Here is a 23897-nt window from a genome sequence, read left to right as displayed (position 1 = left end):
AGGAAATTTCACTGCGAAGTAGCGCCGATTCCAGGACCGGCACTGCCTGGCTCGCAATATACTGCGTCTAACTGTCTCCCTCGGCGCTTGGTTGTGGGGGAATACCCTTTCCAGGAGAACGACATGCGGGTGCTCATTCTCGGTAGCGGCGTCATCGGCACCACCACCGCCTGGTATCTGGCGCAGTCCGGCTGCGAGGTCACCGTGGTGGACCGCCAGCCGGCCTCGGCGCTGGAAACCAGCTACGGCAACGCGGGCCAGCTGTCATTCGGCTACACCTCGCCCTGGGCCGCCCCTGGCGTGCCGGGCAAGGCGATGAAGTGGTTGTTCGCCCAGCACGCGCCGTTGTCGATCCGGCCCACCCGCGATCTGCGCCAGCTGGCCTGGCTGACCCAGATGCTGCGCAACTGCACTGCCGAGCGCTATGCGGTAAACAAGGCGCGCATGGTGCGCATGTCCGACTACAGCCGCGATTGCCTCAATGAACTGCGCGCCAGCACCGGGCTGGAATTCGAAGGCCGCCAGCTCGGCACCACCCAGTTGTTCCGCACCCAGCAACAGCTGGATGCCGCCGCGCAGGACATCGAAGTGCTGGCCCAGTACGGCGTGCCGTACGAATTGCTGACCCCGGCGCAGATCGCCCAGTTCGAACCCGGCCTGGCCGGTGGCGGCGCGCAGATGGCCGGTGCCTTGCGCCTGCCCGAAGACCAGACCGGCGACTGCCGGCTGTTCACCCAGCGCCTGGCTGCGCTGGCCGCGCAATCCGGTGTGCAATTCCGCTACGGGCAGCAGATCGAGCACCTGGAGCATGACGGCCGCACCGTCACCGGCGTGCAGATCGATGGCCGTCTCGAAACCGCCGACCGCTACGTGCTGGCACTGGGCAGCTATTCGGCCGACCTGCTGCTCTCGCTCGGCATGCATCTGCCCGTGTACCCGCTCAAGGGCTATTCGCTGACCATCCCGATCGTCGACGCGCAGCGCGCGCCGACCTCCACGGTGCTGGACGAGAGCTACAAGATCGCCATCACCCGCTTCGACGAGCGCATCCGCGTCGGCGGCATGGCCGAGGTGGCCGGGTTCGATCTGTCGTTGAATCCGCGCCGCCGCGCCACCCTGGAAATGGTGGTCAACGACCTGTTCCCGGGCGGCGGCGATCTGGCCAGGGCCGAGTTCTGGACCGGCCTGCGCCCGGCCACGCCCGATGGCACCCCGGTGGTCGGTGCCACGCCGTATTTCAACCTGTTCCTCAACACCGGCCACGGCACCCTGGGCTGGACCATGGCCTGCGGCTCGGGCCGCTATCTGGCCGATCTGATGCAGGGCCGCAGCCCGGACATCGATACCGAAGGCCTGGATGTGTTCCGTTACCTCTCGCCACGCAGCGCCCGTGCGCAGCAGGAGGCCGCGTAGTGCGTCCTGCGCAAGCGTTGATCGATCTGGATGCATTGCGTCACAACTACCGCCTGGCCAAGCGCCTGGGCGGCAGCAAGGCCCTCGCGGTGGTCAAGGCCGATGCCTACGGGCATGGCGCGGTGCGCTGCGCGCAGGCGTTGGAACCGGAAGCCGACGGCTTTGCGGTGGCCTGTATCGAAGAGGCCCTGGAGCTGCGCCAGGCCGGCATCCGTGCGCCGATTTTGCTGCTGGAAGGTTTTTTCGAACACGACGAACTGCGCCTGATCGCCGAGCATGATCTGTGGACGGTGGCAGCCACCACGCAGCAGGTGCGCGCGCTGGCCGACTTTCAGAGCCCACGCCCGTTACGGGCGTGGTTGAAGCTGGACAGCGGCATGCATCGGCTGGGCCTGTCGCCGGAGGATTTTCGCGCCGCGTGGTTGCGCTTGCGCGGGCTGCCGCAGATTGCCTCGCTGGTGCTGATGACCCACCTGGCGCGCGCCGATGAACTGGAGTGCAGCCGCACCGACGAACAGGCGGTGGCCTTCGCGCTCACCGCAGGCGGCATGCGCGCGGAAACCAGTCTGCGCAATTCGCCCGGCCTGCTCGGCTGGCCGGCGCTGCGCAACGATTGGTCGCGCCCGGGGCTGATGCTGTACGGCGCAAACCCGTTCCCGCAGGAGACCGAGAGCACTGCGCAACTGCGCCCGGTGATGACGCTGCGCTCGCGCATCATCTCCGTGCGGGAGCTGCCGGCCGGCGAGCCGGTGGGCTACGGCGCCCGCTTCGTTGCGCAACGGCCCACGCGCGTAGGCGTGGTGGCGATGGGATATGCCGACGGCTATCCGCAGTTCGCACCCAATGGCACCCCGGTGCTTGTGGATGGGGTGGTCTGCCCGTTGATCGGTCGCGTCTCGATGGACATGCTCACCGTGGATCTCACCGAGCATCCGCAGGCGGAGATTGGCGCGCCAGTCCAGCTGTGGGGCGATGCGCCACGGGTCGCCCCGTTGGCCACGCAGTGCAATGTCAGCGCGTATCAGCTGCTGTGTGGACTCAAGCGCGTGCCGCGGACGTATGTAGGTGAGGCGGCAGTGGGCGACGAAGTGACCCGGTAAGTTGCATCCCTTCTCCCATCGGGAGAAGGGGGCGCGCAGCGCCGGATGAGGGTACGAGCGAAGCCTCGTGCAGTCGGAACAACACGAGGGCTTCGCCCCCGTACCTCACCCCAACCCCCGCTCCGCGCCCCGGCCTGCGCCAGCGGCGCAGGCGCACCAAGGCACGCGCGCCAGTGGCACGCAAGCTGTGCCTTCTCGCCCCGCAGGAGAGGGGTTCAAGCGGAGCTCACACCCCGGCCGTACTCCGATCGCCACGGAACTGCTTGCGCACCCAGTCGTCGATCATGGCTTTTTCGAAGCGCAACGGATCGCTGTCGGTCAGGCGTGGGCCGCTCATCAGAAATGCCGAATCCACCAGCTTGCGCTCGCCCTGATCGATCACCTCGCCATTGGCGCCGGTGAGCGTGTAGCTGAAACTCAGGCGAGGCGGGTAGATGTCCTTGACGATGCGCACGTCCTGCATGCGCGGGCCGTGCCAGGGCTCGTACTGGCCGGCGCGGCGGATGTCGGTGATGGTCACGCTCAGGTGTTGGCCATCGGGAAGCCGGCGGGCGGCACTTTGCTGGAAATGGGTCGCCAGTTGGGTCACCCAATCGCCGCGCTGCGCCTCCCAGCGGTTGCCGCTGAAGCGCATCTCGGCAAACTGCGCCGGGTCGGTCCAGCGCACATCCACGTTTCCTTCGCTGCTCAGCGCGCGCGGCGCTTGAGGGTCGGTGACATTACGCACGCGGGCCTGCACACCGGTCGCCGCGAGCAGTCCTGCCAGCAACAGGCTGGCGCCGTAAAGGCTGGAACGTTTCATGGAAAGTCTCCAAGCGGAAGGTACATGGCGTACCGGGTGTTCCAGCAGTGTGGGGGTGCGCTGGATCGCCCGCAACGCAGCCGCCGCCGGGCATGCATCGGTGTTGCCGCGCGGTTAATCCACGACCGCGCCGCCATGACGGCGGGTTCACTGCGCCTGCGCCCGCGCTTCACGGAGCGGACCGGATGATCGCCAGCATGGACACCCACTCTTTCCGCACAAAGTCAGCTTCCTCGGCGCCGGCGCACATGCCGTCGGACGTGCGCCTGCAGTTCATCGACTGGGCAAAGCAGCATGGCCACAACCCGTCCACCGGTGCCGCCGCGTTCGTCGCGTTGCAAAGCGATGTGGATCTGGATCTGGCAACCCGCGGGATGCGTCTGGAGACGGGTGCCGACCCACGGGATGCACTGCGTGAGCATCTGGCTGCGTTGGCGCGGCAGGGTGATGTGGCGGTGCAGTTCCCGCCGGTCTATGCCTACACCTCGGCCAATGGGCTCGACTACCGTTACTCGTTGATGCTGGTCATCGCCGAGGATTGCGTCGAGTGGACCGGGCGGGTCTGGGAGGACCTGGATTACCAGGGAATGCTCACCGGTCGCGGCCAGGGCCCGCGTGCCAACTACACCCAACTGGCGCGCATGGCGCTGGAACACGAACTGGATCAGGAGCGTCCCCGTTATGTCCAGGCCTGAACTCGAATTGCAACTGCCGCTCGACGCCCAGGTCGCCACCGGCGTGGACGGTTTCAGCCTGCGCTGTCGCAGCGAATGCGCCGAGCTCGGGCTGTCGCGCGTGCGCTTGCTGTTGCTGGATGCCGACCATGCGCGCTCGACCGCCTGGCGCGAAGAAGCCCAACGCTGGATGGATGAGCAGTTGCGGCGCGAAGGCCAATGGGTCCTGCGCGGCGTGATTGCCGGCATCGTGTTGCTGGCCGCCGCTATCGCGCTGTCTGCGGCCTTGCTGTGGTGAGGCGATTCGGGATTGTGGGTGAATCGTGAATCCGGTCAGTTGCCCGTGCACCCGCTGACGACATCGGGCATGTTTTCATCTGCCCGTCATCCGCATCGGCATCACCAGTGGACCCCGATTTGAGCACTTCCAGTCCCAGCCCAGAATTGGCCGCCGGCCTGCCCGCCGCCATCGCCGAGCCGTTTCTGGATCCTGCGATGTACCACGAGATTTTCCATAACGTGGACGCGGGGTTCTGCGTCATCGACATGGTGTTCGATGGCGACAAAGCGGTCGATTACGTGATTCGCTCGACCAATGGCGCGTTCGAGCGCTACACCGGTCTGACCAACGCGGTGAATGTCTCCGTGCGCGGCATGCTCGCCGAGCACGAGCAGGAGTGGTTCGACCGCTACGGGCATGTTGCCCGCACCGGCAACCGTATCCATTTCGAAATGCAGGCCAAGGCATTGCGGCGCTGGTATTCGGTGGATGCGTTCCGGGTCGGGCAACCGGAGCAGGCGCGGGTGGCGGTGCTGTTCATGGACATCACCGAACGCAAGCGCGTCGAGCGCGAGCTGGCCGAGAGCGAGGCGCGCTTCAGCGCACTGGCCGATGGCTTGCCGATGCCGGTCTGGGTGCTGGACGCGCAGGGTGTGGTGCGTTTCGTCAACAGTGCTTACGGCGAATTTTTCGGCATCGATATTTCCAGCGGCACGGTCTCGGCGTGGAGCGAATTGCTGCATCCGGACGATCTGTCGATCTTCCAGTTCGAACTGGCCGCTTCCCTGGAAGAACAGCGCGCGTTGCATGCGCTGGTACGTGCGCGCCGCCACGATGGCCAGTGGCGCTGGATCGAAATGGCCGCCACGCCGCGGTATTCGGCCGATGGTCGTTTTATTGGTCTTGCCGGTAGCAGTCCGGATGTCACCGAACAGCGCGAAATCGAATTGGCGCGCGAACAATTGCTCGAGTCCGAGCGCACTGCGCGCAACGAGGCCGAGAGCATGGCGCGGTTCAAGGACGAGTTCCTGGCCACGCTGTCGCACGAATTGCGCACGCCATTGACCACGATTCTGGGCTGGAGCGAACTGCTGCTGCAGCGGGTCGAAGAAGGCCAACCCACCTACAAGGGCCTGTCGGTGATCGCCAGCAGCGCACGCGCGCAAAAGCGGCTGATCTCGGACATGCTCGATCTCAGCAGCATGCTGCTGGGCAAGGTGCAGCTGGAGGTCGAATCGCTGGATCTGGCCGAGCAGGTGCACGAAGCGCTGACTACCCAGGAACTGGCTGCCGAAGGCAAGGACCAGATCCTGGAGGTGCACGTGCCGGACACCCCGTGCCTGGTACTCGGCGATGCCACGCGGCTGCAGCAGGTGTTGTGGAATCTGCTCTCCAACGCGATCAAGTTCACGCCGGCACACGGCCGCATCGACGTCACCATCGAGCGCGACGACGGCCATCTGCTGGTGTCGGTACGCGACTCCGGCGACGGCATCGCCGCCGAATTCCTGCCGCATCTGTTCGGGCGCTTCCGCCAGGCAGACGGTACCACCACGCGCCAGCACGGCGGTCTGGGCCTGGGCCTGGCGATCGTGCAGCAATTGGTGGAAATGCATGGCGGCCAGGTGGGCGCCACCAGTGGCGGGCGCGGCAAGGGCGCCACGTTTACCGTGCGCCTGCCCGAGCACATTCCCGATCAGGCCAAGCGGCCGCGGCGCGAACTGCGTCGGCGGCTGATGTCCGAGCAGATCATCGAAGCACGCGCGCTCAATGGCCTGCGTCTGCTGGCAGTGGAAGATCAGCCGGACATGCTCGATTACCTGCGCCGCCTGCTAGAAGAGCAGGGCGCCGAAGTGGTCACCGCCGGCAGCGCCACCGATGCACTGGCGCTGATCGATCATCGCGGTTACGCACGCTTCGATCTGATGCTTACCGACATCGGCATGCCGGGCATGGATGGCTACGGACTGATCCGTACCGTGCGCGAAAACCTGGGGCTGGATGCCAGTGCATTGCCGGCGGTGGCAGTGACCGCACTGGCACGCGACGACGATCGCAAGCGCGCGCTGGACTCCGGTTTTCAGGAGCATCTGGCCAAGCCGTACAGCGTTGCGCAACTTGTCACTGCTGTGCGCGCGGCGCGCGAATCGGTGGAGTGACCCAAGCGCGGCATCCACGTCGCGCGATCATGCGTAGCCAGGCGATTGCATGAGCAAGACGCTGTTTTGTGCGTCTTTCACAGCCAGTGGCCTAGCGTAGCAACTTCTTCTTCGGAGATGCCACGATGTCCAAATATGCACCGCACGTTTATTCGGAACAGGTACAGATCGCAACGCTCGAACACTGGGTGTCGCTGCTCGGTGGTCAGGAGCGTGTGCAGATCGAACTGGACGATGGCAGCACCATCAGCGGCACGGTTGCCGTACGCCCCACCATCCAGACCTATCTCGATGCTCAGCAGCGCGAAGGCATCAACGGCCAATTGCGTCTGGATCACCTGGATGCAGCGCAGGAACCGCAATGGATCTGGATGGATCGCATCGTGGCGGTGCACCCGCTACCAGTGGGCATCGCTCCGCAACCTACGCCCTGACACGCCTGCATTGACGATGTGTTTACTTCTCAACGTGGTGTTGACGGCATGATGGCCGAGTGTCGCAACTGTTCAGGATTGCCCCCGCAATGAATGCACCCTCGTTGAAGCTCGCTCGTTGGCCGCTGTCGTTACTGACTGTCGCCGTTCTCGCCGCCTGCGGCGATACCGCCACGCTTGCCATCGAACAGGGAGCCGGACCCAACCCGCAATTGCCCGAGCCGGTCAAACGCCTGATCCCCACCGTCAAGGTGGCGCCGGTCAAACGCTGGACCGAGAACGCCAAGCCGATCGCCGCCGACGATCTGCAGGTCGCCGCGTTCGCACGCGATCTCGACCACCCACGTTGGGTCTATGTGCTGCCGAACGGCGATGTGCTGGTGGCCGAAACTGCAGAACCGCCCAAGCCGGACGATGCCGAAGGCGGTGGCGGAATCCGCAAGAAAGTGCAGGGCGCGATGATGAGCAAGGCCGGTGCCGTGGTGCCCAGCGCCAATCGCATCACGCTGCTGCGCGACGTCGATGGCGATGGTGTGGCCGAAGTACGCACGCAGTTTGTCAGCGGCCTGTTTTCGCCGTTCGGCATGGCCTTGGTCGGCGATCGTTTCTATGTCGCCAATGCCGATGCGCTGGTGAGCTTTCCGTACAAGGCCGGCGATACGCATATCACCGCCAAGCCGACCTTCGTGGCCAATCTGCCTGGCGGTCTGAATCACCATTGGACCAAGTCGCTGCTGGCCAGCGCCGATGGCAGCAAGCTGTATGTAGGCGTGGGCTCCAACAGCAATGTGGCCGAAAACGGCATGGAAGCCGAGCTCAACCGCGCGGCGATTCTGGAGATCGATCCGGCCACCGGCAGCAGCCGCGTGTTCGCCAGCGGGCTACGCAATCCGGTCGGCACCGCGTGGGAGCCGCAGAGCAAATCGCTGTGGGTGGTGGTGAACGAGCGCGATGAAATCGGCAGCGATCTGGTGCCTGACTATCTGACCTCGGTGCGCGATGGCGGCTTCTACGGCTGGCCTTACAGCTATTACGGCCAGCACGTGGACGAGCGGGTCAAGCCGCAAAATGCCGAGCTGGTGGCCAAGGCGATCAAGCCCGATTATGCGCTCGGCCCGCATACCGCCTCGCTCGGTCTGAGCTTTGCCAGCGGTACGTTGCTCCCCGAGCGCTTCCGCCAGGGCGCTTTCATCGGCCAGCATGGCTCGTGGAATCGCGATCCGCCCAGCGGCTACAAGGTGCTGTTCGTGCCGTTCGTCGACGGCAAGCCCAGTGGCACGCCGATCACCGTGCTGGACGGTTTTCTGGATGCCGAAGGCAATGCACAGGGCCGTCCGGTCGGTGTGGCGCCCGACAATAGCGGCGCGCTGCTGGTGGCCGACGATGTGGGCAATGTGATCTGGCGGGTGACTCCGAAGGCACGCTGATCCCAATGCGCTGATCCAGGCGTTCAAACAAAAAACCGGGCTCAGGCCCGGTTTTTTCATGCGCGTTCTCACTCAAACACAATCAGGTCGCTTAAGCGCAATTAGCGCGGCGCCTCCGGAGACGCACTGAAGCGACGCGCGTAGCCACGCTCCTCGGTGATCCGGCTGATGTCATCGTCGGCCATTTCCGGTGCGCCATAGACCGCATAGGCCAAGCTGCCATCGTCGCGTTCGCCCACCTGATGCAGGCGATAACGCGGCCGGCCGGCGCCGGTGTTTTCGGGGTAATGCATCGGTGGCGGGGTGTCGTCCAGATCCATTTCGCTGTTGTCGACAACTCCACCTACGAACAAGGCTCGCATCGCGTCTCTCCGGTGTGGGCGTGCTTTCAGCCTAGGCGTGCGGATGTTGCGTGGGCATCAATAGTCCGTATAGACATTGGAAGGCATGCCGTTGCCAGGTCACGCAATTGAAGTTGGCTTGGAACGGCTGACCAAGCTACTTAAGGTTGTTCTATTGCAGAGCGGCTGATCTGCGACTTGGCTGCAGGGTCCTTGCCCGCCCACCGTCGCGGGACACGCTGCAAGTGCGTCCTTGTAAGCTCTTACGCGGCATCCATGCCGCGTAAGGTCCCGCGACGGTGGGCGGGCAAGGACCAGTCGCGATGGTCGGTTTGCATGTTTTCAAGCAACCAGCAAACGTTCTGGTGCGGTGTCCTCACCGATTGCGGGACCGTGTGGCGGCATGGATGCCGCCACCGAGCCCCCAGGGACGGGTTTACGGCGTGTCCCGCGAGCGGTGAGGGCACCGCGCGCTCGACCGACCAGGCTTCTGACGCGACCCTCCGGTGCGGTGAGGGCACCGCGCCCTCGACCGACTAAGCTTCTGACTCGCTCAATCAAGATCGGCGCAATCGAGAGCTCCCAGCGGACGGCGGCGCCGGGTAGCCGGCAGCGGTCCCTTACAATGGCCGCCTGTTTCCCGACCCGATGATCCGATGGCTGGCCCGCACGACGCCCCGCTTCACACCCTGTTCCTGCCCTTCGCCCAGGGCGTGCTGCCGTGGCCCAACGGCCCGGTGTTGTTCCTGCGCGCGCGTGATGGCTTTGCGCTGAGTGAGCATGCCGCCGTCGATACGCTGACCTGCGAGCAGAGCTTTCGGCCGTTCGCCGAGGCGCTGGAGCGCAGTGGCTGGAACGTGCGCGAAGAGAGCGAGATCGAAGCCGACAGCACCCGCTACGCACTGGTGCTGGTGCTGCCGCCGCGTCAGCGCGAAGAAGCGCGTGCGTTGTTTGCGCGCGCCGTGGCGCTGACCGCGCCGGGTGGCCGCGTGGTGGCCTGCCAGTCCAACAACGAGGGCGCGCGTTCGGGCGAAGCCGATCTGCGCCAGCTCACCGGCCTGGCCGGCAGCCTGACCAAGCACCATTGCCGCACCTACTGGAGCGCCCCGCTGCCTGCCGACACCGATGTGGCGCTGCAGGCGCGCTGGGCCGCGCTGGATGCGCCGCGTAAGATTCTGGACGGGCGCTTCGTCAGCCGCCCGGGCGTGTTCGCCTGGGACCGCATCGATCCTGCCTCTGCGCTGTTGGTCGAGCATCTGCCGACCACGCTGGCCGGGCACGGCGCCGATCTGGGTGCGGGCTTTGGCTATCTGTCGGCCGAAGTGCTGGCGCGCTGCCCCAAGGTCACCGCGCTGGATCTGTACGAGGCCGAGGCGCGCGCACTCACCCTGGCGCAGCGCAATCTGCAGGGCATCGCGCATCCGGCGCAGCTGCAGTACCACTGGCACGACGTCACTGCCGGCCTGGTGGCGCAGTACGACTTCATCGTCAGCAATCCGCCGTTCCACACGCCTTCGCGTGCCGATCGCCCGGATATCGGGCAGCGCTTCATCGCCGTGGCCGCGCAGGCGCTGCGCCCGGGCGGGCAATTGTTGCTGGTCGCCAACCGGCATCTGCCTTACGAATACGTACTTAACGAAAGCTTCGGGCAGGTACGCGTGGCCGCCGAACGCCACGGTTTCAAGCTGATTTCTGCCATCCGCGGCCGTGGAGCGCGCGCATGAAGCTGGTCAAGCACATCGCCAATCTCGGTTATGGCAGCCGCAAGCAGGTGACCCAGCTGTTTCGCCAGGGCGCGGTCACCGATGTCCAGGGCGAGGTGCTGTATGCCGACGACCAGGTGGAGCACGACGCGATTCGTATCGATGGCGAACCGCTGGATCCGCCGTCGGGTTTCAGCCTGTTGCTGCACAAACCCAGCGGCTACACCTGCTCGACCAAGGACACCGGTCGGCTGATCTACGAGTTACTACCGCTGCGCTTCCGTTCGCGCGCGCCGGTGCTGGCGCCAGTGGGGCGGCTGGATCGCGAGACCAGCGGCATGTTGCTGATGACCGACGACGGCGCGCTGCTGCACCGGATCATTTCGCCCAAGTCCGCATTGGACAAGGTCTACGACGTCACCCTGGCCGAGGACTTGCGTGGCGACGAAGCCGCGCTGTTTTCCAGCGGCACGTTGCTGCTGGAAGGCGAAACCAAACCATTGCTGCCGGCCGAACTGGATGTGCTCGGCCCACGCGAAGCGCGCCTGACCTTGCACGAGGGCCGCTACCACCAGGTGCGGCGCATGTTTGCCGCTGCCGGCAATCATGTGGTGGCGCTGCACCGCAGCCGCATTGGCGGGCTGTCGCTGGAAGGCCTGCCGTCCGGGCAATGGCGCACGCTGGAAGCGCCCGATCTTGAGGTGTTGTTCGGCCGCAGCGAGCAGGCATGATCCATCCGCCAAAGGTCCCGCAAGCAGTGAGACACCGCACCGCCAACGTGTTCGTGTGCTGATGGGAACCACGAAGACGGCCGCGCTCGCCTGGCGGTGCACGTCGTTTTGTCGCCCCGCTCCAAGTAGCTAACCTGCGCCAGACTTTAGACGTACTGCATCTTGCGCGACATGCCGCCATCGACGACGAAATCCTGCCCGGTCACAAAGCCGGACAGCTGCGGCGACAGCAGATACACCGCCAGCTGTGCGATGTCTTCCGGCGTGCCAACGCGTCCGGCCGGATGCTGGGCATGGTCGCGGCGCGAGAGTTTGGGCGTACGCCTGCGCTGCGGTGCACGCCAGGCATCGGTGCTGATCCAGCCCGGGCTGATGCTGTTGACGCGCACCTGCGGGCCTTCGCTCAGCGCCAATGCATGCGTGAAGGCCACCAGGCCGCCCTTGGCGGCGGCATAGGCTTCGCTATGCGGTTCGGATTGCCAGGCGCGGGTGGAGGCGATGTTGACGATCGCACCGCCGCCCTCGGCTTGCGCCAGTGCGGGCAAGGCCTGCTTGCTGCACAAAAATGCGCCATGCAGGCTCGCCAACCGGCGATTCCACTCGTCCCACTCCAGTTGCGGCAAGGGCGCGACATGCGGATCGGCCACGCCTGCGTTGTTGACCAGGCCATCGAGGCGACCGAAGCGTTTGAGTGCAGTGGCGATCAAGCGTGTTGCCTGGGATTCGCGCGCCGCATCGCAACGGACGAAGGCGCTGCGTTGCGGCAGTGCCCATTCGTGCAGACAGGTCTTGCCGGCCTCCGCATCCAGATCGCCGATCACCACGCTGCCGCCCGCGCCCAGCACTGCCTGCGCAATGCCGCGGCCGATGCCTTGCGCGCCACCGGTGATCACCACCACGCGGTCCTGCAGCGGGGACGGGTTCCATGCGGAAACAGCCGGAATCAAGGGCATCGGAGCATCGCGTCAGTGAGGTCGTCGGCACTGTAACGCGTGCGTTGTGGTGGTCGCAGCAACGCACGCGGGCTTTGGCCTAAGCAGCGGCGCCTGCGTGCGCGCCGCGTATCGGCTGATCAGTGCGTCGATGCGTTCAATAGACGTTCCCAGCCGTCCTGGCCCAGGCGTTCCAGCGTCTCGATATTGCGCTCGACGATTACGTCCGGGTCGGGGAAGGCGGCCACCGCACGCTCCACGCTGTCTTCGCGCAGCAGGTGCAAGGTGGGGAAGGGCGAGCGGTTGGTGAAGTTGGCCACATCGTCCACGGCCGCGCCTGCGAACTGATAGTCCGGATGGAAGCTGGCCACCTGCAACACGCCGTCCAGATCCAGCGCTTCCACGGCCGCATCGGCGTTGTCGAGGAAGTCGTTGTAGTCCAGGAAATCGGTGAGCACGTCCGGATGCACGATCAAGGTGGTGTCGATCTGCTCGGCCGGGGTGTCGCGCAGCAACACCAGTTCTTCGGCCAGTTGTTCGAGCAGCGCTTCGGGCGTGCTGGCGTCGCTGAGGACCAGGCGCACCTGCTCCTTGACGTAGACCGCCTTGGCGAACGGGCACAGGTTCAAACCGATCACCGCGCGCTCGATCCACTGGCGGGTAGCGGTCAACGGGTCAAGCGTGGAAGGCGTGGACGTCATCGTGGCGGCGGCGGGATGGAGCGCCAGTGTATGCGATCGGTGTTTTCGCGGCCGCGCGCGGTTACGGTGGCCCGGTGAAGCAGACGCGACCGATGTCGACGCGTACTGTCACTGCAACGTGCAGTTCGGCCTTGGCGCCGCGGGTCTATCGAGTCTCGGTCTGCGCAGGAGCTGTCACGTGCGCACGCACAAATGCGATCGATGCCTGTGCAGCCGCATCGGCATGCGGGGTCTTGTGCGGCGAGCCGATCGCATGCGCGCCGGTGTCGAATGCCATCGCCTGTTTGCGGCTTGCCGCGGTGCCGAGCGCATCGAACATGTCCAGCATCGCCGGCACCGAGGCGGTTGGATCTTCGTCGCCGTTGGCCGCGCGGTAGTGGCCCACAAACACCGGGCAGCGCACGCGCGACCACGGAGGATCGGCGGCCATGCTCGCGAACAGACTGCGCAGCGCGCGGAATCCATCCGGGTGGATGATGTTCGACCAGAACGCCAAGGATGCGGCGTTGCGCGGGCGTGGATCGGTCAATGGCGCCTGCGCCGCGCAGACCTGATCGAGCAGTGCAGGGTCTGCAGGCCGGATGCCGGGCGACCATGCGACGACCGCAGCCACCGCGTCGGGCTGTTGCGCCGCAAGCCATAAACCCAGCGTGCCGCCCATGGACGAGCCAACGATCGCCACGCGCTCGCCCATCCGCTGCGCCTGCGCCAATGCTTGCAGTGCCGATGCCTGCAACGCGGCAGTCGTGAGTCCTTGCATCGCGTCGGCTGCGCTGCATCCATGGCCAGGCCAACGATGCACGTACAGGTTGGCGCCCAACGCATCGGCCATCTGTTCGGGCAGTGCGCCGGCTTCGCCCGGGCTGGCGGTGAAGCCGTGCAGGTACAGCAGCGCCAGCGGCGTGCGTGTCTGCGCCGCATGTTGCCAGTGGCAGCGTGCGGCGTTGCCAGGCTTGAGGTCGGTGCTGTCGATGGTTAGCTCAGTCGCGGAAATTATCGAACTGCAGCGGAAGCTCGAAATCGGCCTTCTTCAGCAGCGCCATCGCATCCTGCAGATCGTCGCGCTTCTTGCCGCTCACACGCAGCTTGTCGCCATTGATCTGCGCTTCCACCTTGAGCTTGGCTTCCTTCAATTTGGCCACCAGCTGCTTGGCCTGCTTCTGCTCGATGCCCTGCTTGACGGTGACCTTCTGGCGCGCACCGGCCAGATTGGTTTCCATATCGCCGAACTCCAGGCAACGCACGTCGATGCCGCGTGCCAGCAGGCGTGCGCGCAGGATGTCGGTCATCTGCTTGACCTGGAAATCGCTGGGCGCGGACTGGTTGATCACCTTGTCGTCTTCCAGCTCGAACCTGGCCTCCACGCCCTTGAAATCGAAGCGCGTATCCAGCTCACGATTGGCCTGATCCACCGCATTGGTCAGTTCGTGCTTGTCGACTTCGGAGATCACGTCGAAGGAAGGCATGCAAAGCTCCTGCTATCTGAAAACAGCCGCCATTCTAGGGCATCGCGTCGTGCGTACTGTCGAGACGGGGGTTGGCGGTCGGTGCGCAGGCGTAGCGATAATGCGTCATGCCCAACACCCGTTCTCCGCTTCCCGCCATCACCTGGATGGTGGCCGCCGTGGCCTGCTTCTCGCTGATGGATGCGGGCATGAAGCTGTTGTCGGCGCATTACCCACCGCTGCAGGTCACCTTGTTGCGCGCCGCCGCCTCGCTTCCGTTCGTACTGGTGTGGGTGTTCGCCACCGCCGGGCCGCGTTCGATCGTGCCGGTGCGCTGGGGGCTGCATCTGCTGCGCGGGGTGCTGGGCATGGTGATGATCGGCTGCTTCGTCTACGGCTTGAAGCGCATGCCGCTGTCCACCGCCTACACGCTGTATTTCGTGGCGCCGTTGCTGGTGGCGGCGCTATCGGTGCCGTTGCTGGGTGAGCATGTGGGCCCGCGGCGCTGGACCGCGATTGGCATTGGCCTGGTCGGCGTCATCTTGGTGCTGCGCCCCGGGGTGGACGGGCTGATCTCGCTGCCCGGCCTGATGGTGCTGCTGGCCGCTACTGCCTACGCCATCGCGGCCATCACCGTGAGCTTGCTGACGCGTACCGATACCCCTCAGGCGATGGTGGTGTGGTTTCTGCTGTTCATGGCGATCGGTGCCGGCCTGCTGGCGATCCCCGGCTGGGTGCCGTTGCGGGGCGAACACGCCTGGTTGATCGCCGGCATGGGCCTGGCCGGGGCTCTGGGGCAGATTGCGCTGACCCAGGCCTTCCTGCGCGGCGAGGCCTCGATGATCGCGCCGCTGGAATACACCGGCCTGGTCTGGGTGATCGGCTGGGATTGGCTGCTGTGGCAGACCCTGCCAGACAACTGGACCTGGACCGGCGCCGGCATCATCGTCGCCAGCGGGCTGTATTTGTTGCGGCGGGAGCGGATTCGCAAGGCGGATCGGCCGATGTCGTTGGATAAGCCGTGATTGGGGAGTCGGGATTGGGGATTGGGGATTGGGGATTGGCTAGAGCAACGGCAAGGCGCTTTGGCTGTTACGAATCCCCAATCCCGACTCCCAAATCCCCACCTTAGAACTCAATGGAATATCGTCCGCAAACATTGACTGGTAGGCTTCACGGCCCCCCAATCGGCCACGCGCGGTGATCCAGTTTCAGCGCCTGCACAAGTCTTATTCCGTTGACGGTCGCCAGATCGTGGCGCTGCACCCGCTCGATCTGCGGATCGGCCCCGGCGAAGTGTTCGGCATCATCGGCCATTCCGGCGCCGGCAAATCCACGTTGATCCGGCTGATCAACCGGCTGGAAGAACCCAGCGGCGGGCGCCTGCTGATCGGCGACGAGGACGTCACCGCGCTGGACAGCCAGGGCCTGCGCACGCTGCGCCGCCGTATCGGCATGATCTTCCAGCACTTCAACCTGCTGTCTTTGCGCACCGTGGCCGGCAATGTGGCGTTTCCGCTGGAACTTGCCGGCACCCCGCGCGCCGAGGTCGATACGCGTGTGGCCGAGTTGCTGGCGCGGGTGGGGCTGGAACAGCACGCCAACAAGTACCCGGCGCAGTTGTCCGGCGGGCAGAAGCAGCGCGTCGGTATTGCGCGCGCGTTGGCCACCCGGCCGCAGATCCTGCTGTGCGATGAGGCCACCAGCGCGCTGGATCCGCAGACCACCGCCTCGGTGCTGCAACTGCTGGCGCAGATCAACCGCGAGCTGGGCCTGACCATCGTGCTGATCACCCATGAGATGGACGTGATCCGCCGCGTCTGCGACCGCGTGGCAGTGCTGGACGCCGGCAAGCTGGTCGAAACCGGCCCGGTGACCGAGGTGTTCCTGCATCCGCAGCACGCCACCACCCGGCGCTTCGTCTCCGAAGCCGAGCACGTGGACGAAGCCGAGCTGCATCGCGACTTCGCTGCGGTGGGCGGGCGCATCGTGCGGCTGACCTTCCTGGGCAACGGCACCTACGAACCGGTGCTGGGCCGCATCGCGCGCGAGACAGGCGTGGACTACAACATCCTGTCCGGGCGCGTGGACCGCATCAAGGACACCCCGTACGGCCAGCTCATCGTCGCCTTGACCGGCGGCGACCATAACGCGGCACGTGCCGGCTTCGTCGCGGCCGGTGTGCAAGTGGAGGATCTGCGCGTATGACTCTGTTGATCGCCACTGCCAATGGGTTCTTCCGCAATCTCGATGCCGGCAAGTGGGGCGATATCGGCCAGGCCACGCTCGACACCTTGCTGATGCTGGCCGGCGCGCTGCCGCTGACGTTGTTGATCGGCCTGCCGCTGGGCGTCGCGCTGTTCCTGTGCGGCGCGCCCCAACTACGCCGCCGCCCGGTGCTGTACGGCGCACTCGCGGCGCTGATCAATCTGCTGCGCTCGGTGCCTTTCATCATCCTGATGATTGCGATGATTCCGCTCACGCTGATGTTGATGGGCACCTCGCTGGGCGTGCGCGGCGCGATCCTGCCGTTGGTGGTCGGCGCTGCACCGTTCTACGCGCGGCTGGTGGAAACCGCCTTGCGCGAGGTGGACCGCGGCATTATCGAAGCCAGCCAGGCGATGGGCGCCACCACGTGGCAACTGGTATTTCGTGTGTTGCTGCCCGAAGCGCGCCCGGGGCTGATTGCCGGTGCCACCGTGACCACCATCGCGCTGATCGGCTTCACTGCGATGGGCGGTGCGATCGGCTCGGGCGGCCTGGGCGATGTGGCCTATCGCGAAGGCTATTTGCGCTCGCATTCGGATGTCGCGCTGGTCACCGTGATCGCCCTGCTGGTGCTGGTGCAGTTGTTGCAGATGCTGGGCGACCGGCTGGTGGCGCGTTACAGCCGGCGCTGAGGTCGGCTGCGACCGGGTGCCGCGTGGCGCGGAGGGTCACGCACGAAACATGGGCTTGCGAATCGCCGCTGCACCCGCGGTCTGCTAGGTTTACCTCTTGCGGCAGTGCCGCATTCCTCCTCCCACGGATCCCTACATGAGCACATTCGCGTTTCGTTCCCTCCTGGCTGCGGCCACGCTGGCGTTGGCCTCCTGCGGCGGTAACGGTGGCAGCAGCGGCGGTGACACGCTCACCGTGGCCGCCACTGCAGTGCCGCATGCCGAAATCCTGGAGGTGGTCGAACCGCTGCTGGCCAAGCAGGGCGTCAAGCTGGACGTGCGCGTGTTCAACGACTACGTGCAGCCCAACGACCAGGTCGTGCAGAAGCAGATCGACGTCAATTACTTCCAGACCGAGCCGTATCTGGACGCCTACAACCGCGACCGCAAGAGCCAGCTGGTGACCGTGGTCGGCGTACATATCGAACCGTTCGGTGCCTATTCGCGCCGGTTCAAGACGCTGGCCGAACTGCCCACCGGCGCGGACGTGGTGATCCCCAACGACCCTAGCAACAACAGCCGCGCGCTGATCCTGCTCGACAAGGCCGGCGTGATCAAACTCAAGGATCCCAGCAACGCGTTGTCCAGCCAGCGCGACATCGTCGAGAACCCCAAGCAGCTGAAGTTCCGCGAGCTCGATTCGGCAATGCTGCCGCGTGTGCTCGACCAGGTCGATCTGGCGCTGATCAACACCAACTACGCACTCGACGCCGGGCTCAATCCGACCCGCGATGCGCTGGCGATCGAAAGCAAGGACTCGCCGTACGTGAACTTCCTGGTAGCCCGCCCGGACAACAAGGACGATGCGCGCGTGCAGAAGCTCGCCAAGGCCTTGACCAGCCCCGAAGTGAAGGCCTTCATCGAGCAGAAGTACAAAGGCGCGGTGTTGCCGGCGTTCTAAGAGCGGCCATCAAGACAGCTGTGCAGTGGCCAGGCGGGTGCGATCGGTACCCGTCGCGGCACACATTCCGCGTGCACTGCGGTTCTAGGCGCGCCGTCACATCCGCCTGACGTGCGCCCGCGATGTTTTGCTAACCACCGTTCGCCGCAACTGAGTATCTGATGCCACTTCTCCTCGCTATTCCGCTGGCCGTGATCATCGCTCTGGCGGTGTTCGCGGTGCTGTTTCCGTTGTCGCTGGTGCAGCGCTTCCGTGTCGGTACTGCGCGGCGACAGGCGCGTGGCTGGTTGTTGATGATCAATCTGGCCTCGGCTGCGCTCTCCAACGTGTTGTTCGTCATTTTCGCGCTGGTTGCTGCGGCGTTCTGGCCCGGCGCGATCAGCCACGCCGCATTCGGCTGGGCCTGCGGGCTGGCCTTGGGTCTGCTGGCATTGCGGTTGACCCGCTTCGAACGTACCCAGCAGGGCCTGTTTTACCGGCCCAATCTGTGGCTGGTGCTCGCAGTGACGGCGTTGGTGGTGGTACGCGTCATCGCCGGCATGGTGCAGGGCTGGCGCAGCGCCTGGCAGGGTGTGGCCTGGCCCACGGAAGGCTGGCTCAGTCATGCGAGTTTGCTGGGCGCGGCCGGCGTATTGCTCGGTTATGCACTCGCGTATGCCACCTTGCTGTGGTGGCGTTGGCGCAGTGCGCGCCTGCGCGGCAGCGTTTACTGGCGTTGAGCTGGCGCCTGCACGTGAGCGCATCTCGATGCTTCGCTGGCACCGGCACGGCACCGGCACCGGCACTAACACTGGTACGGAGTAGGAGTTGGGAGTGGCGCGGGTGGGCCGCCTATCACGCGCAGCGTTCGCACACAGCTCGCGCGATCTAGCGCTCCGAAATCGATAGAGCGCCACGATTTCCGCGCATAAAAAAACGGGCCTTGCGGCCCGTTTTTCTTCAACTGACACTCACGCTTGGTCGAACTTGCTTAGAAGCGCGCGCCGACACCGAAGCCGACGGTCCACGGATCGAGTTCCAGTTCGCTGCCGGTGCCCTGGCCGCCTTCGCGCAGTTCCGGACGCGAACGCATGTAGCGGGCGTCGGCACGTGCGAACCAGGTGGAGTTGATGTTCATGTCCACGCCGACGGTGCCGATGACACCCTTGGCGGTGTCCAGGCCCACGTGCTGGCCGCTGGCCGAGGCTGCGTCGATCTTCTCGTTGCTGAAGTTCGACTCGTAGTAGCCCACGCCCACGAACGGACGGAACACGTTATCGGCCTGGCCGAAGTGGTACTGGCCGCTGATGGCGATCGGCTGCTGCTCAACGGTACCGACCTTGCCCACGCCATCGGCGTTGACGCGGTGGTTGAACTTGTCGGCTGCGCCCCACAGTTCAACTGCCCAGTTGTCGTTGATGTAGTAGCTGGCGCTCAGCGTCGGCGCCGGGCCGCCATCGACGTCCAGGCCCGGAGCCGGGTCGTTCTTCGGCTTGATCAGGGCCACACCGCCGACCACTGCCCAATGCTTGCCAGAGGCGCTATCGGCGCTGGTGGAAGCCGAGGAGGTGTCACCGGTGTAGGTGGTGTCTTGTGCAAATGCAGACGGCGCAAACGCAAGTGCGGATACAGCAGCCAGGCTCAGGATGGAAATGGAACGCATTGGGGGTCTCCTCGTGTTCTTGTTGGGCCCGTGGAGTGGGCCGCGCCAAAGCTATTCCTGAAAATCTGAATCCACGCCCACCCGCAGCTCGCTAAAATTTCGTTTGTTCAGCAAGTTTCCGAAGAAGGCCGTGGTTGCGACATGCAAGCTGAAAAAGACATTCACCCAGGTGCGATCGCCGTGACGAAAAACGACGTGTTGCAAGGCCTGCCAGCGCACATTCCTGGCGATTGCCGTGTCTTGGTGCTCGGTTCGATGCCCGGCAACGCCTCGCTGGACGCGGCGATGTACTACGCGCACCCACGCAATCGGTTCTGGCCGTTGATGCAGGTTTTGCTGGGTATCGATGCAAGCGCTGCGTATGCCGAACGTCTGGGGGCGTTGGCGCACTGCGGCATCGGCTTGTGGGATGTGATCGGCCAATGCGAACGGCGCGGGAGCCTGGATACGGCCATCGTCGCCAGCAGCATCGTGGTCAATCCGTTGGCGGCGCGCCTGGCGACGCTGCCGCAGCTGCGCGCGGTGGCCTGCAATGGTGCCGCTGCGGCGCAGGCGTGGCGTCGGCACGTGCAACCGCTGTTGCCTACGCAGTTGCAGTCAGTGCCGGTGTGGGCGTTGCCGTCCACCAGTCCGGCCAACGCAGCGTGGTCGCTGCAGCTGTTGTGCGACGCCTGGCAGCCGTTGCGCGATGCCTTGGACTAGCGACGTTGGCCAGGCATGCATCGACGTCGTGATCGAAGACATGCCCATGATCGAGACACGAGCGAGGCGCATGATGCCAGTCGAGCGATGTGCACGCGTTTTAGCGGCTTGAACCAACGCGCATACCAACTGCAGCGCCAATTTGACCGGCTGCGGCACCGCTATCGGCCAGAAGTCATGCCAGCGTCCGGCACAGGCACGCGCCCGGCACGCGCGGGCATGCTGCACCCAATGCACAACGGAGCAGCGCGATGACGAGCAAGCACGGATTGATGATGGCGCTAGGGCTGCTAGCAGGCATGTTCGGTGTCGTGGACGCGGCAGCGGCCGAAGACCTGCACTGCGAAGTCAGCAGCGACTACGACCTCACGCTCAACTCGCGCAGCCTGATCCTGATCCGCGAATCGGGCACGCCGCAGCGCCTGGTGATGCGCCAGGGCGCGTTGTTCGTCGACGACCGCTGGGTCGCGCTGAGCGCGGACGATCGCGCCCGCTTGATCCAGTTCGAGCGGCAGACCCGCGACGTGGTACCGCTGGCGCAGGAGGTCGGGCGCGAAGCCGCCGACATCGCCGTCACCGCGCTGGGCGAAGTGGCGGCCGGTTTCAGCCGCACCCCGGAGGCCACCCGCACCCAGATGGCGAACGTGCGCGAGAAGATCGATACCCGCTTGAAGCAGAGCTTCAGCAAAAGCCAGCTCACCACGATCGATATTGATGACGACATCGGCGCGATGGTGGCCGAGCTGTTGCCGCAACTGATCGGCGATGTCGTCGCCGGTGCGGTGCAGTCGGCACTGACCGGTAACGATGTGCAGCTGCGGTCGCTGGATGGCGTGGAAGCGCGCATCGAGCGCCTGATCGAGCCGCAGGCACGTGCATTGCGGCCGCGCGCGCAGCAACTGTGCGAGCGGGTGGAAGCGCTCGATGGCTTGGACAATGCGCTGGCGTATCGTTTGCCCTCGGGCGAGCCACTGCAACTGTTGCGGGTGGATCGACGCGCCTCGAAATGATCCAGCGCGTGCGTGCGCAAACGCTGCATCCCACCCGATGCGCGACTTTTTCCACGGCAATGGTTGGCGCTGCGGCCCGCAGCCGGCCACAATAGGGGTTTCCCCATTCTGTTGCCGGAGTTCCCCGTATGGCCGAAATCAAGGAAGCACTTGTCCCCGATATCGGTGACTACAGCGATGTCCCGGTAATCGAGGTGCTGGTGTCGGTCGGCGATACGGTCAGCAAGGACCAGAGCCTGGTCACGCTGGAATCGGACAAGGCCACGATGGAAGTGCCCTCGTCGGTGTCCGGCGTGGTCAAGGAGATCAAGGTCAAGGTCGGCGATTCGCTGTCGCAGGGCGCGCTGGTCGCATTGATCGAAGTGGCCGATGCCGGCGCCGAGACCGCCGCGGCACCTGCTGCTGCGCCCGCTGCTCCGGCCAAGGCCGCGCCCGCTGCCGCCCCGGCGCCGGCGCCGGCCGCCAAGGCCGAGCCGGCTGCGCCTGCCGCATCCTCGGAAGGCGGCCTGGTCGAGGCGCTTGTGCCCGATATCGGTGATTACACTGACATCCCGGTGATCGAAGTGCTGGTCGCCGTCGGCGATACCGTCGCCAAGGACCAGAGCCTGGTCACGCTGGAGTCGGACAAGGCCACGATGGAAGTGCCGTCCTCGGCCGCCGGTGTGGTCAAGGAACTCAAGGTCAAGGTCGGCGACACGCTCTCGCGGGGCAATGTGGTCGCGATCATTGCTGCCAGCGATGGCGGTGCCGGTGCGGCCCAGTCCCCGGCCAAGCCCACCACCGAGACCGCCGAAACGGCGGGCAAGGTCGAGCCGGTCGCGGTGTCTGCGGTACCGGACAAGCTGGCCCAGCGCGAGATCGCGCAGGTACAGGGCGCGCGCTCCAGCGAGGCGTCGCAGCCTGCACAGGGCGGCCAGCCGTCGGCCGGCAACCCGTCCAGCCCGCCGGTGACCTTCGACGCCGACAGCGTGCTGCCTTCCAAGGTGGCCTACGCCAGCCCGGTGGTGCGCGTGTTCGCACGCGAGCTGGGCGTGGATCTGAACCAGCTCAAGGGCAGCGAAAAGGGCGGCCGCATCACCCGCGAAGACGTGCAGCGCTTCGTCAAGGCCGCACTCAGCGGCGGCGCGCCTGCCGCAGCCGGTGCTGCGCCGGCCGGCGGCGGCAACGGGTTGAACCTGCTGGCCTGGCCGAAGGTGGACTTCAGCAAGTTCGGCGAGACCGAAACCCAGCCGCTGTCGCGCATCAAGAAGATTTCCGGTGCCAACCTGGCACGCAACTGGGCGATGATTCCGCACGTCACCCAGTTCGAATCGGCCGACATCACCGACCTGGAAGCCCTGCGCGTGGCGCTGAACAAGGAAAATGAGAAGGCCGGCATCAAGCTGACCATGCTCGCCTTCCTGGTCAAGGCCAGCGCCGCGGGGTTGAAGAAATTCCCCGAGTTCAACGCCTCGCTCGATGCGGCCGGCGAAAACCTCACGCTGAAGAAGTACATCAACATCGGCTTTGCCGCCGACACCCCGAACGGCCTGGTCGTGCCGGTGATCCGCGACGTCGACAAGAAGGGCGTGCTGCAGATCGCGCAGGAAAGCGGCGAGCTGGCCAAGAAGGCGCGTGACGGCAAGCTGGGCCCGGCCGACATGAGCGGCGGCTGCTTTTCGATCAGCTCGCTCGGCGGCATCGGTGGCACGGCATTCACGCCGATCATCAATGCACCGGAAGTGGCGATCCTGGGTGTGTCCAAGTCGGCGATCCAGCCGGTGTGGAACGGCAAGGACTTCGCGCCCAAGTTGATGCTGCCGTTGTCGTTGAGCTACGACCACCGCGTCATCGACGGCGCGCTGGCCGCACGCTTCACCACCTACCTCAGCCAGGTGCTGGCCGACATGCGACGCGTCCTGCTGTGAGAGCGGCGCTGCTGACGATCGCCCTGCTGGGCGTGCTGCCGTGGACAGTTGCGGCAGCGCGCGAATGCGAAAGCACGCTCGGGCGCGGCTGGCCGCCGGCGGTGGGTAACTACGGCACCGCGGTGACCACGCTGCTCGACGGCGCTACCAAGCCGAGCTTGTCGCTATTGACACTGCCCACCCGCGGTGTCGAAAGCGGCGTGTCGCTGCTGCCGGGCAAGGACGGCGCCGCCGACTGGACCCTGCGGCATAGCCGCGCCGACGAGCGCGTCTACAGCTGGGTCAGCCAGAGCGATCGCGGCAGCGTGCAGTTCCGCACCGAGCAGACCCCGGAAACGGTGGAGATTCCGATTCCGGCGGCGTTGGCAAAACGCCTGGTCAGCAACTGGACCGCTGCATTGACCCAGCTTGCACCGACCGGTCGCACCGCGCCGGTGAGCGAGGGCGAGGTGCTGTCGTTCCAGGTCGATGGCGTGCGCTACAGCGGCGCGCGTCCAAGCTGCGGTGCCGGCGAGTTGCTGCTGCAGCAGGCCGCGCTGCTGATCGAAGCCAGCGAAGGCAAGGAAAAGAAGCGCGACAAGCGCTGGACCCAAATCGAATCGTCGCTGGATGAACTCCAGCAGACGCTTGCCGGCACGGCCGGTTGAGCCACAG

At 65.5% G+C, this 23897-nt stretch carries 25 protein-coding genes; 18 read left to right on the top strand and 7 right to left on the bottom strand.

All coding sequences use genetic code 11. The features are described 5' to 3' along the window. The first annotated feature begins 123 nt into the window (after positions 1 to 123). On the top strand, positions 124 to 1413 hold the full coding sequence (locus XcyCFBP4188_RS06365; protein WP_104591802.1) for a D-amino acid dehydrogenase: 1290 nt from the start codon (positions 124 to 126) through the stop codon (positions 1411 to 1413). Next, positions 1413 to 2513: an alanine racemase gene (alr, locus tag XcyCFBP4188_RS06360; RefSeq protein WP_006452575.1), complete on the top strand. Its 1101-nt coding sequence runs from the start codon at positions 1413 to 1415 to the stop codon at positions 2511 to 2513. Before XcyCFBP4188_RS06365 ends, alr begins: the two co-directional genes overlap by 1 nt. 226 nt (positions 2514 to 2739) lie before the next feature. On the opposite strand, the gene XcyCFBP4188_RS06355 is transcribed toward alr, so the two are convergent. Then, a complete protein-coding gene (locus XcyCFBP4188_RS06355; RefSeq protein ID WP_006452574.1) occupies positions 2740 to 3315 on the bottom strand; it encodes a DUF3016 domain-containing protein in 576 nt (191 codons plus the stop codon). Between the two features lie 248 nt (positions 3316 to 3563). On the opposite strand from XcyCFBP4188_RS06355, the gene XcyCFBP4188_RS06350 reads away from it, so the two are divergent. From XcyCFBP4188_RS06350 to XcyCFBP4188_RS06330, 5 genes are all read left to right on the top strand, one after another. After that, positions 3564 to 4010, top strand: a complete 447-nt coding sequence (locus XcyCFBP4188_RS06350; RefSeq protein ID WP_043910683.1) for a hypothetical protein — start codon at positions 3564 to 3566, stop codon at positions 4008 to 4010. Further along, positions 3997 to 4287 carry a hypothetical protein gene (locus XcyCFBP4188_RS06345; RefSeq protein ID WP_006452572.1) on the top strand — a complete coding sequence of 97 codons (291 nt, stop codon included), beginning with the start codon at positions 3997 to 3999 and terminating at the stop codon, positions 4285 to 4287. Before XcyCFBP4188_RS06350 ends, XcyCFBP4188_RS06345 begins: the two co-directional genes overlap by 14 nt. A 107-nt stretch (positions 4288 to 4394) precedes the next feature. Continuing rightward, positions 4395 to 6428 carry a PAS domain-containing hybrid sensor histidine kinase/response regulator gene (locus XcyCFBP4188_RS06340; protein WP_095574969.1) on the top strand — a complete coding sequence of 678 codons (2034 nt, stop codon included), beginning with the start codon at positions 4395 to 4397 and terminating at the stop codon, positions 6426 to 6428. 125 nt (positions 6429 to 6553) lie between these two features. Continuing rightward, a complete protein-coding gene (locus XcyCFBP4188_RS06335; protein WP_104591801.1) occupies positions 6554 to 6862 on the top strand; it encodes a DUF3247 family protein in 309 nt (102 codons plus the stop codon). A gap of 89 nt (positions 6863 to 6951) precedes the next feature. Further along, entirely contained in the window at positions 6952 to 8289 is a 1338-nt protein-coding gene (locus tag XcyCFBP4188_RS06330; protein WP_104591800.1) for a PQQ-dependent sugar dehydrogenase, read from the top strand. Between the two features lie 101 nt (positions 8290 to 8390). Here the strand turns inward: XcyCFBP4188_RS06330 and XcyCFBP4188_RS06325 are convergent, their stop codons facing one another. After that, the gene (locus XcyCFBP4188_RS06325; RefSeq protein ID WP_006452568.1) at positions 8391 to 8651 is read right to left on the bottom strand and encodes a hypothetical protein; all 261 of its coding nucleotides are present in this window, start codon (positions 8649 to 8651) and stop codon (positions 8391 to 8393) included. Positions 8652 to 9286: 635 nt separating this feature from the next. Here XcyCFBP4188_RS06325 and XcyCFBP4188_RS06315 point away from each other — a divergent pair. Together XcyCFBP4188_RS06315 and XcyCFBP4188_RS06310 are read left to right on the top strand one after the other, a co-directional pair. After that, complete coding sequence (locus XcyCFBP4188_RS06315; protein WP_006450403.1) at positions 9287 to 10354, top strand: class I SAM-dependent methyltransferase; 1068 nt, start codon at positions 9287 to 9289, stop codon at positions 10352 to 10354. Next, positions 10351 to 11064, top strand: a complete 714-nt coding sequence (locus tag XcyCFBP4188_RS06310) for a pseudouridine synthase (RefSeq protein WP_006450404.1) — start codon at positions 10351 to 10353, stop codon at positions 11062 to 11064. Before XcyCFBP4188_RS06315 ends, XcyCFBP4188_RS06310 begins: the two co-directional genes overlap by 4 nt. 146 nt (positions 11065 to 11210) lie before the next feature. Here XcyCFBP4188_RS06310 and XcyCFBP4188_RS06305 read toward each other — a convergent pair whose 3' ends face one another. The 4 genes from XcyCFBP4188_RS06305 to XcyCFBP4188_RS06290 all read right to left on the bottom strand — a co-directional run bounded on the left by XcyCFBP4188_RS06305 (position 11211) and on the right by XcyCFBP4188_RS06290 (position 14163). Beyond that, on the bottom strand, positions 11211 to 12017 hold the full coding sequence (locus XcyCFBP4188_RS06305) for an SDR family oxidoreductase (RefSeq protein WP_104591799.1): 807 nt from the start codon (positions 12015 to 12017) through the stop codon (positions 11211 to 11213). A gap of 119 nt (positions 12018 to 12136) precedes the next feature. Then, positions 12137 to 12697 (bottom strand): DUF1415 domain-containing protein, encoded by a 561-nt coding sequence (locus XcyCFBP4188_RS06300; protein ID WP_006450406.1) that lies wholly within the window; start codon positions 12695 to 12697, stop codon positions 12137 to 12139. A gap of 145 nt (positions 12698 to 12842) precedes the next feature. Further along, positions 12843 to 13670 (bottom strand): alpha/beta hydrolase, encoded by an 828-nt coding sequence (locus XcyCFBP4188_RS06295; protein WP_043908717.1) that lies wholly within the window; start codon positions 13668 to 13670, stop codon positions 12843 to 12845. Between the two features lie 7 nt (positions 13671 to 13677). Next, positions 13678 to 14163, bottom strand: a complete 486-nt coding sequence (locus tag XcyCFBP4188_RS06290; protein WP_006450408.1) for a YajQ family cyclic di-GMP-binding protein — start codon at positions 14161 to 14163, stop codon at positions 13678 to 13680. A 107-nt stretch (positions 14164 to 14270) separates the two neighbouring features. On the opposite strand from XcyCFBP4188_RS06290, the gene XcyCFBP4188_RS06285 reads away from it, so the two are divergent. The 5 genes from XcyCFBP4188_RS06285 (at position 14271) to XcyCFBP4188_RS06265 (ending at position 18701) form a co-directional block, all read left to right on the top strand. After that, positions 14271 to 15167, top strand: coding sequence for a DMT family transporter (locus XcyCFBP4188_RS06285; RefSeq protein ID WP_006450409.1), 897 nt, complete (start codon positions 14271 to 14273; stop codon positions 15165 to 15167). A 175-nt stretch (positions 15168 to 15342) separates the two neighbouring features. Then, a complete protein-coding gene (locus XcyCFBP4188_RS06280; RefSeq protein WP_104591798.1) occupies positions 15343 to 16350 on the top strand; it encodes a methionine ABC transporter ATP-binding protein in 1008 nt (335 codons plus the stop codon). Beyond that, complete coding sequence (locus XcyCFBP4188_RS06275) at positions 16347 to 17042, top strand: methionine ABC transporter permease (RefSeq protein ID WP_006450411.1); 696 nt, start codon at positions 16347 to 16349, stop codon at positions 17040 to 17042. Before XcyCFBP4188_RS06280 ends, XcyCFBP4188_RS06275 begins: the two co-directional genes overlap by 4 nt. 136 nt (positions 17043 to 17178) lie before the next feature. After that, positions 17179 to 17982: a MetQ/NlpA family ABC transporter substrate-binding protein gene (locus tag XcyCFBP4188_RS06270; RefSeq protein ID WP_006450412.1), complete on the top strand. Its 804-nt coding sequence runs from the start codon at positions 17179 to 17181 to the stop codon at positions 17980 to 17982. 161 nt (positions 17983 to 18143) lie between these two features. Next, positions 18144 to 18701: a CcdC protein domain-containing protein gene (locus XcyCFBP4188_RS06265; RefSeq protein WP_006450413.1), complete on the top strand. Its 558-nt coding sequence runs from the start codon at positions 18144 to 18146 to the stop codon at positions 18699 to 18701. Positions 18702 to 18952: 251 nt separating this feature from the next. On the opposite strand, the gene XcyCFBP4188_RS06260 is transcribed toward XcyCFBP4188_RS06265, so the two are convergent. Further along, a complete protein-coding gene (locus tag XcyCFBP4188_RS06260; protein ID WP_006450414.1) occupies positions 18953 to 19624 on the bottom strand; it encodes an OmpW/AlkL family protein in 672 nt (223 codons plus the stop codon). A 141-nt stretch (positions 19625 to 19765) separates the two neighbouring features. Here XcyCFBP4188_RS06260 and XcyCFBP4188_RS06255 point away from each other — a divergent pair, with 141 nt between their 5' ends. From XcyCFBP4188_RS06255 to XcyCFBP4188_RS06240, 4 genes are all read left to right on the top strand, one after another. Beyond that, entirely contained in the window at positions 19766 to 20326 is a 561-nt protein-coding gene (locus XcyCFBP4188_RS06255; protein WP_006450415.1) for a DNA-deoxyinosine glycosylase, read from the top strand. A 251-nt stretch (positions 20327 to 20577) separates the two neighbouring features. Beyond that, positions 20578 to 21336 (top strand): DUF2884 family protein, encoded by a 759-nt coding sequence (locus XcyCFBP4188_RS06250; RefSeq protein ID WP_043908722.1) that lies wholly within the window; start codon positions 20578 to 20580, stop codon positions 21334 to 21336. A gap of 128 nt (positions 21337 to 21464) precedes the next feature. Further along, the gene (locus tag XcyCFBP4188_RS06245) at positions 21465 to 23243 is read left to right on the top strand and encodes a dihydrolipoyllysine-residue acetyltransferase (protein ID WP_104591797.1); all 1779 of its coding nucleotides are present in this window, start codon (positions 21465 to 21467) and stop codon (positions 23241 to 23243) included. Further along, positions 23240 to 23890 carry a hypothetical protein gene (locus tag XcyCFBP4188_RS06240; RefSeq protein WP_006450418.1) on the top strand — a complete coding sequence of 217 codons (651 nt, stop codon included), beginning with the start codon at positions 23240 to 23242 and terminating at the stop codon, positions 23888 to 23890. The genes XcyCFBP4188_RS06245 and XcyCFBP4188_RS06240 overlap by 4 nt, the downstream gene beginning before the upstream one ends. Positions 23891 to 23897: the final 7 nt, after the last annotated feature.

The organism is Xanthomonas hortorum pv. cynarae, assembly GCF_002939985.1.
Classification (GTDB): Bacteria; Pseudomonadota; Gammaproteobacteria; order Xanthomonadales; family Xanthomonadaceae; genus Xanthomonas; species Xanthomonas hortorum_D.
The sequence above is the reverse complement of the archived record's forward strand: the minus strand, read 5'-3'. Positions and strand labels throughout refer to the sequence as shown.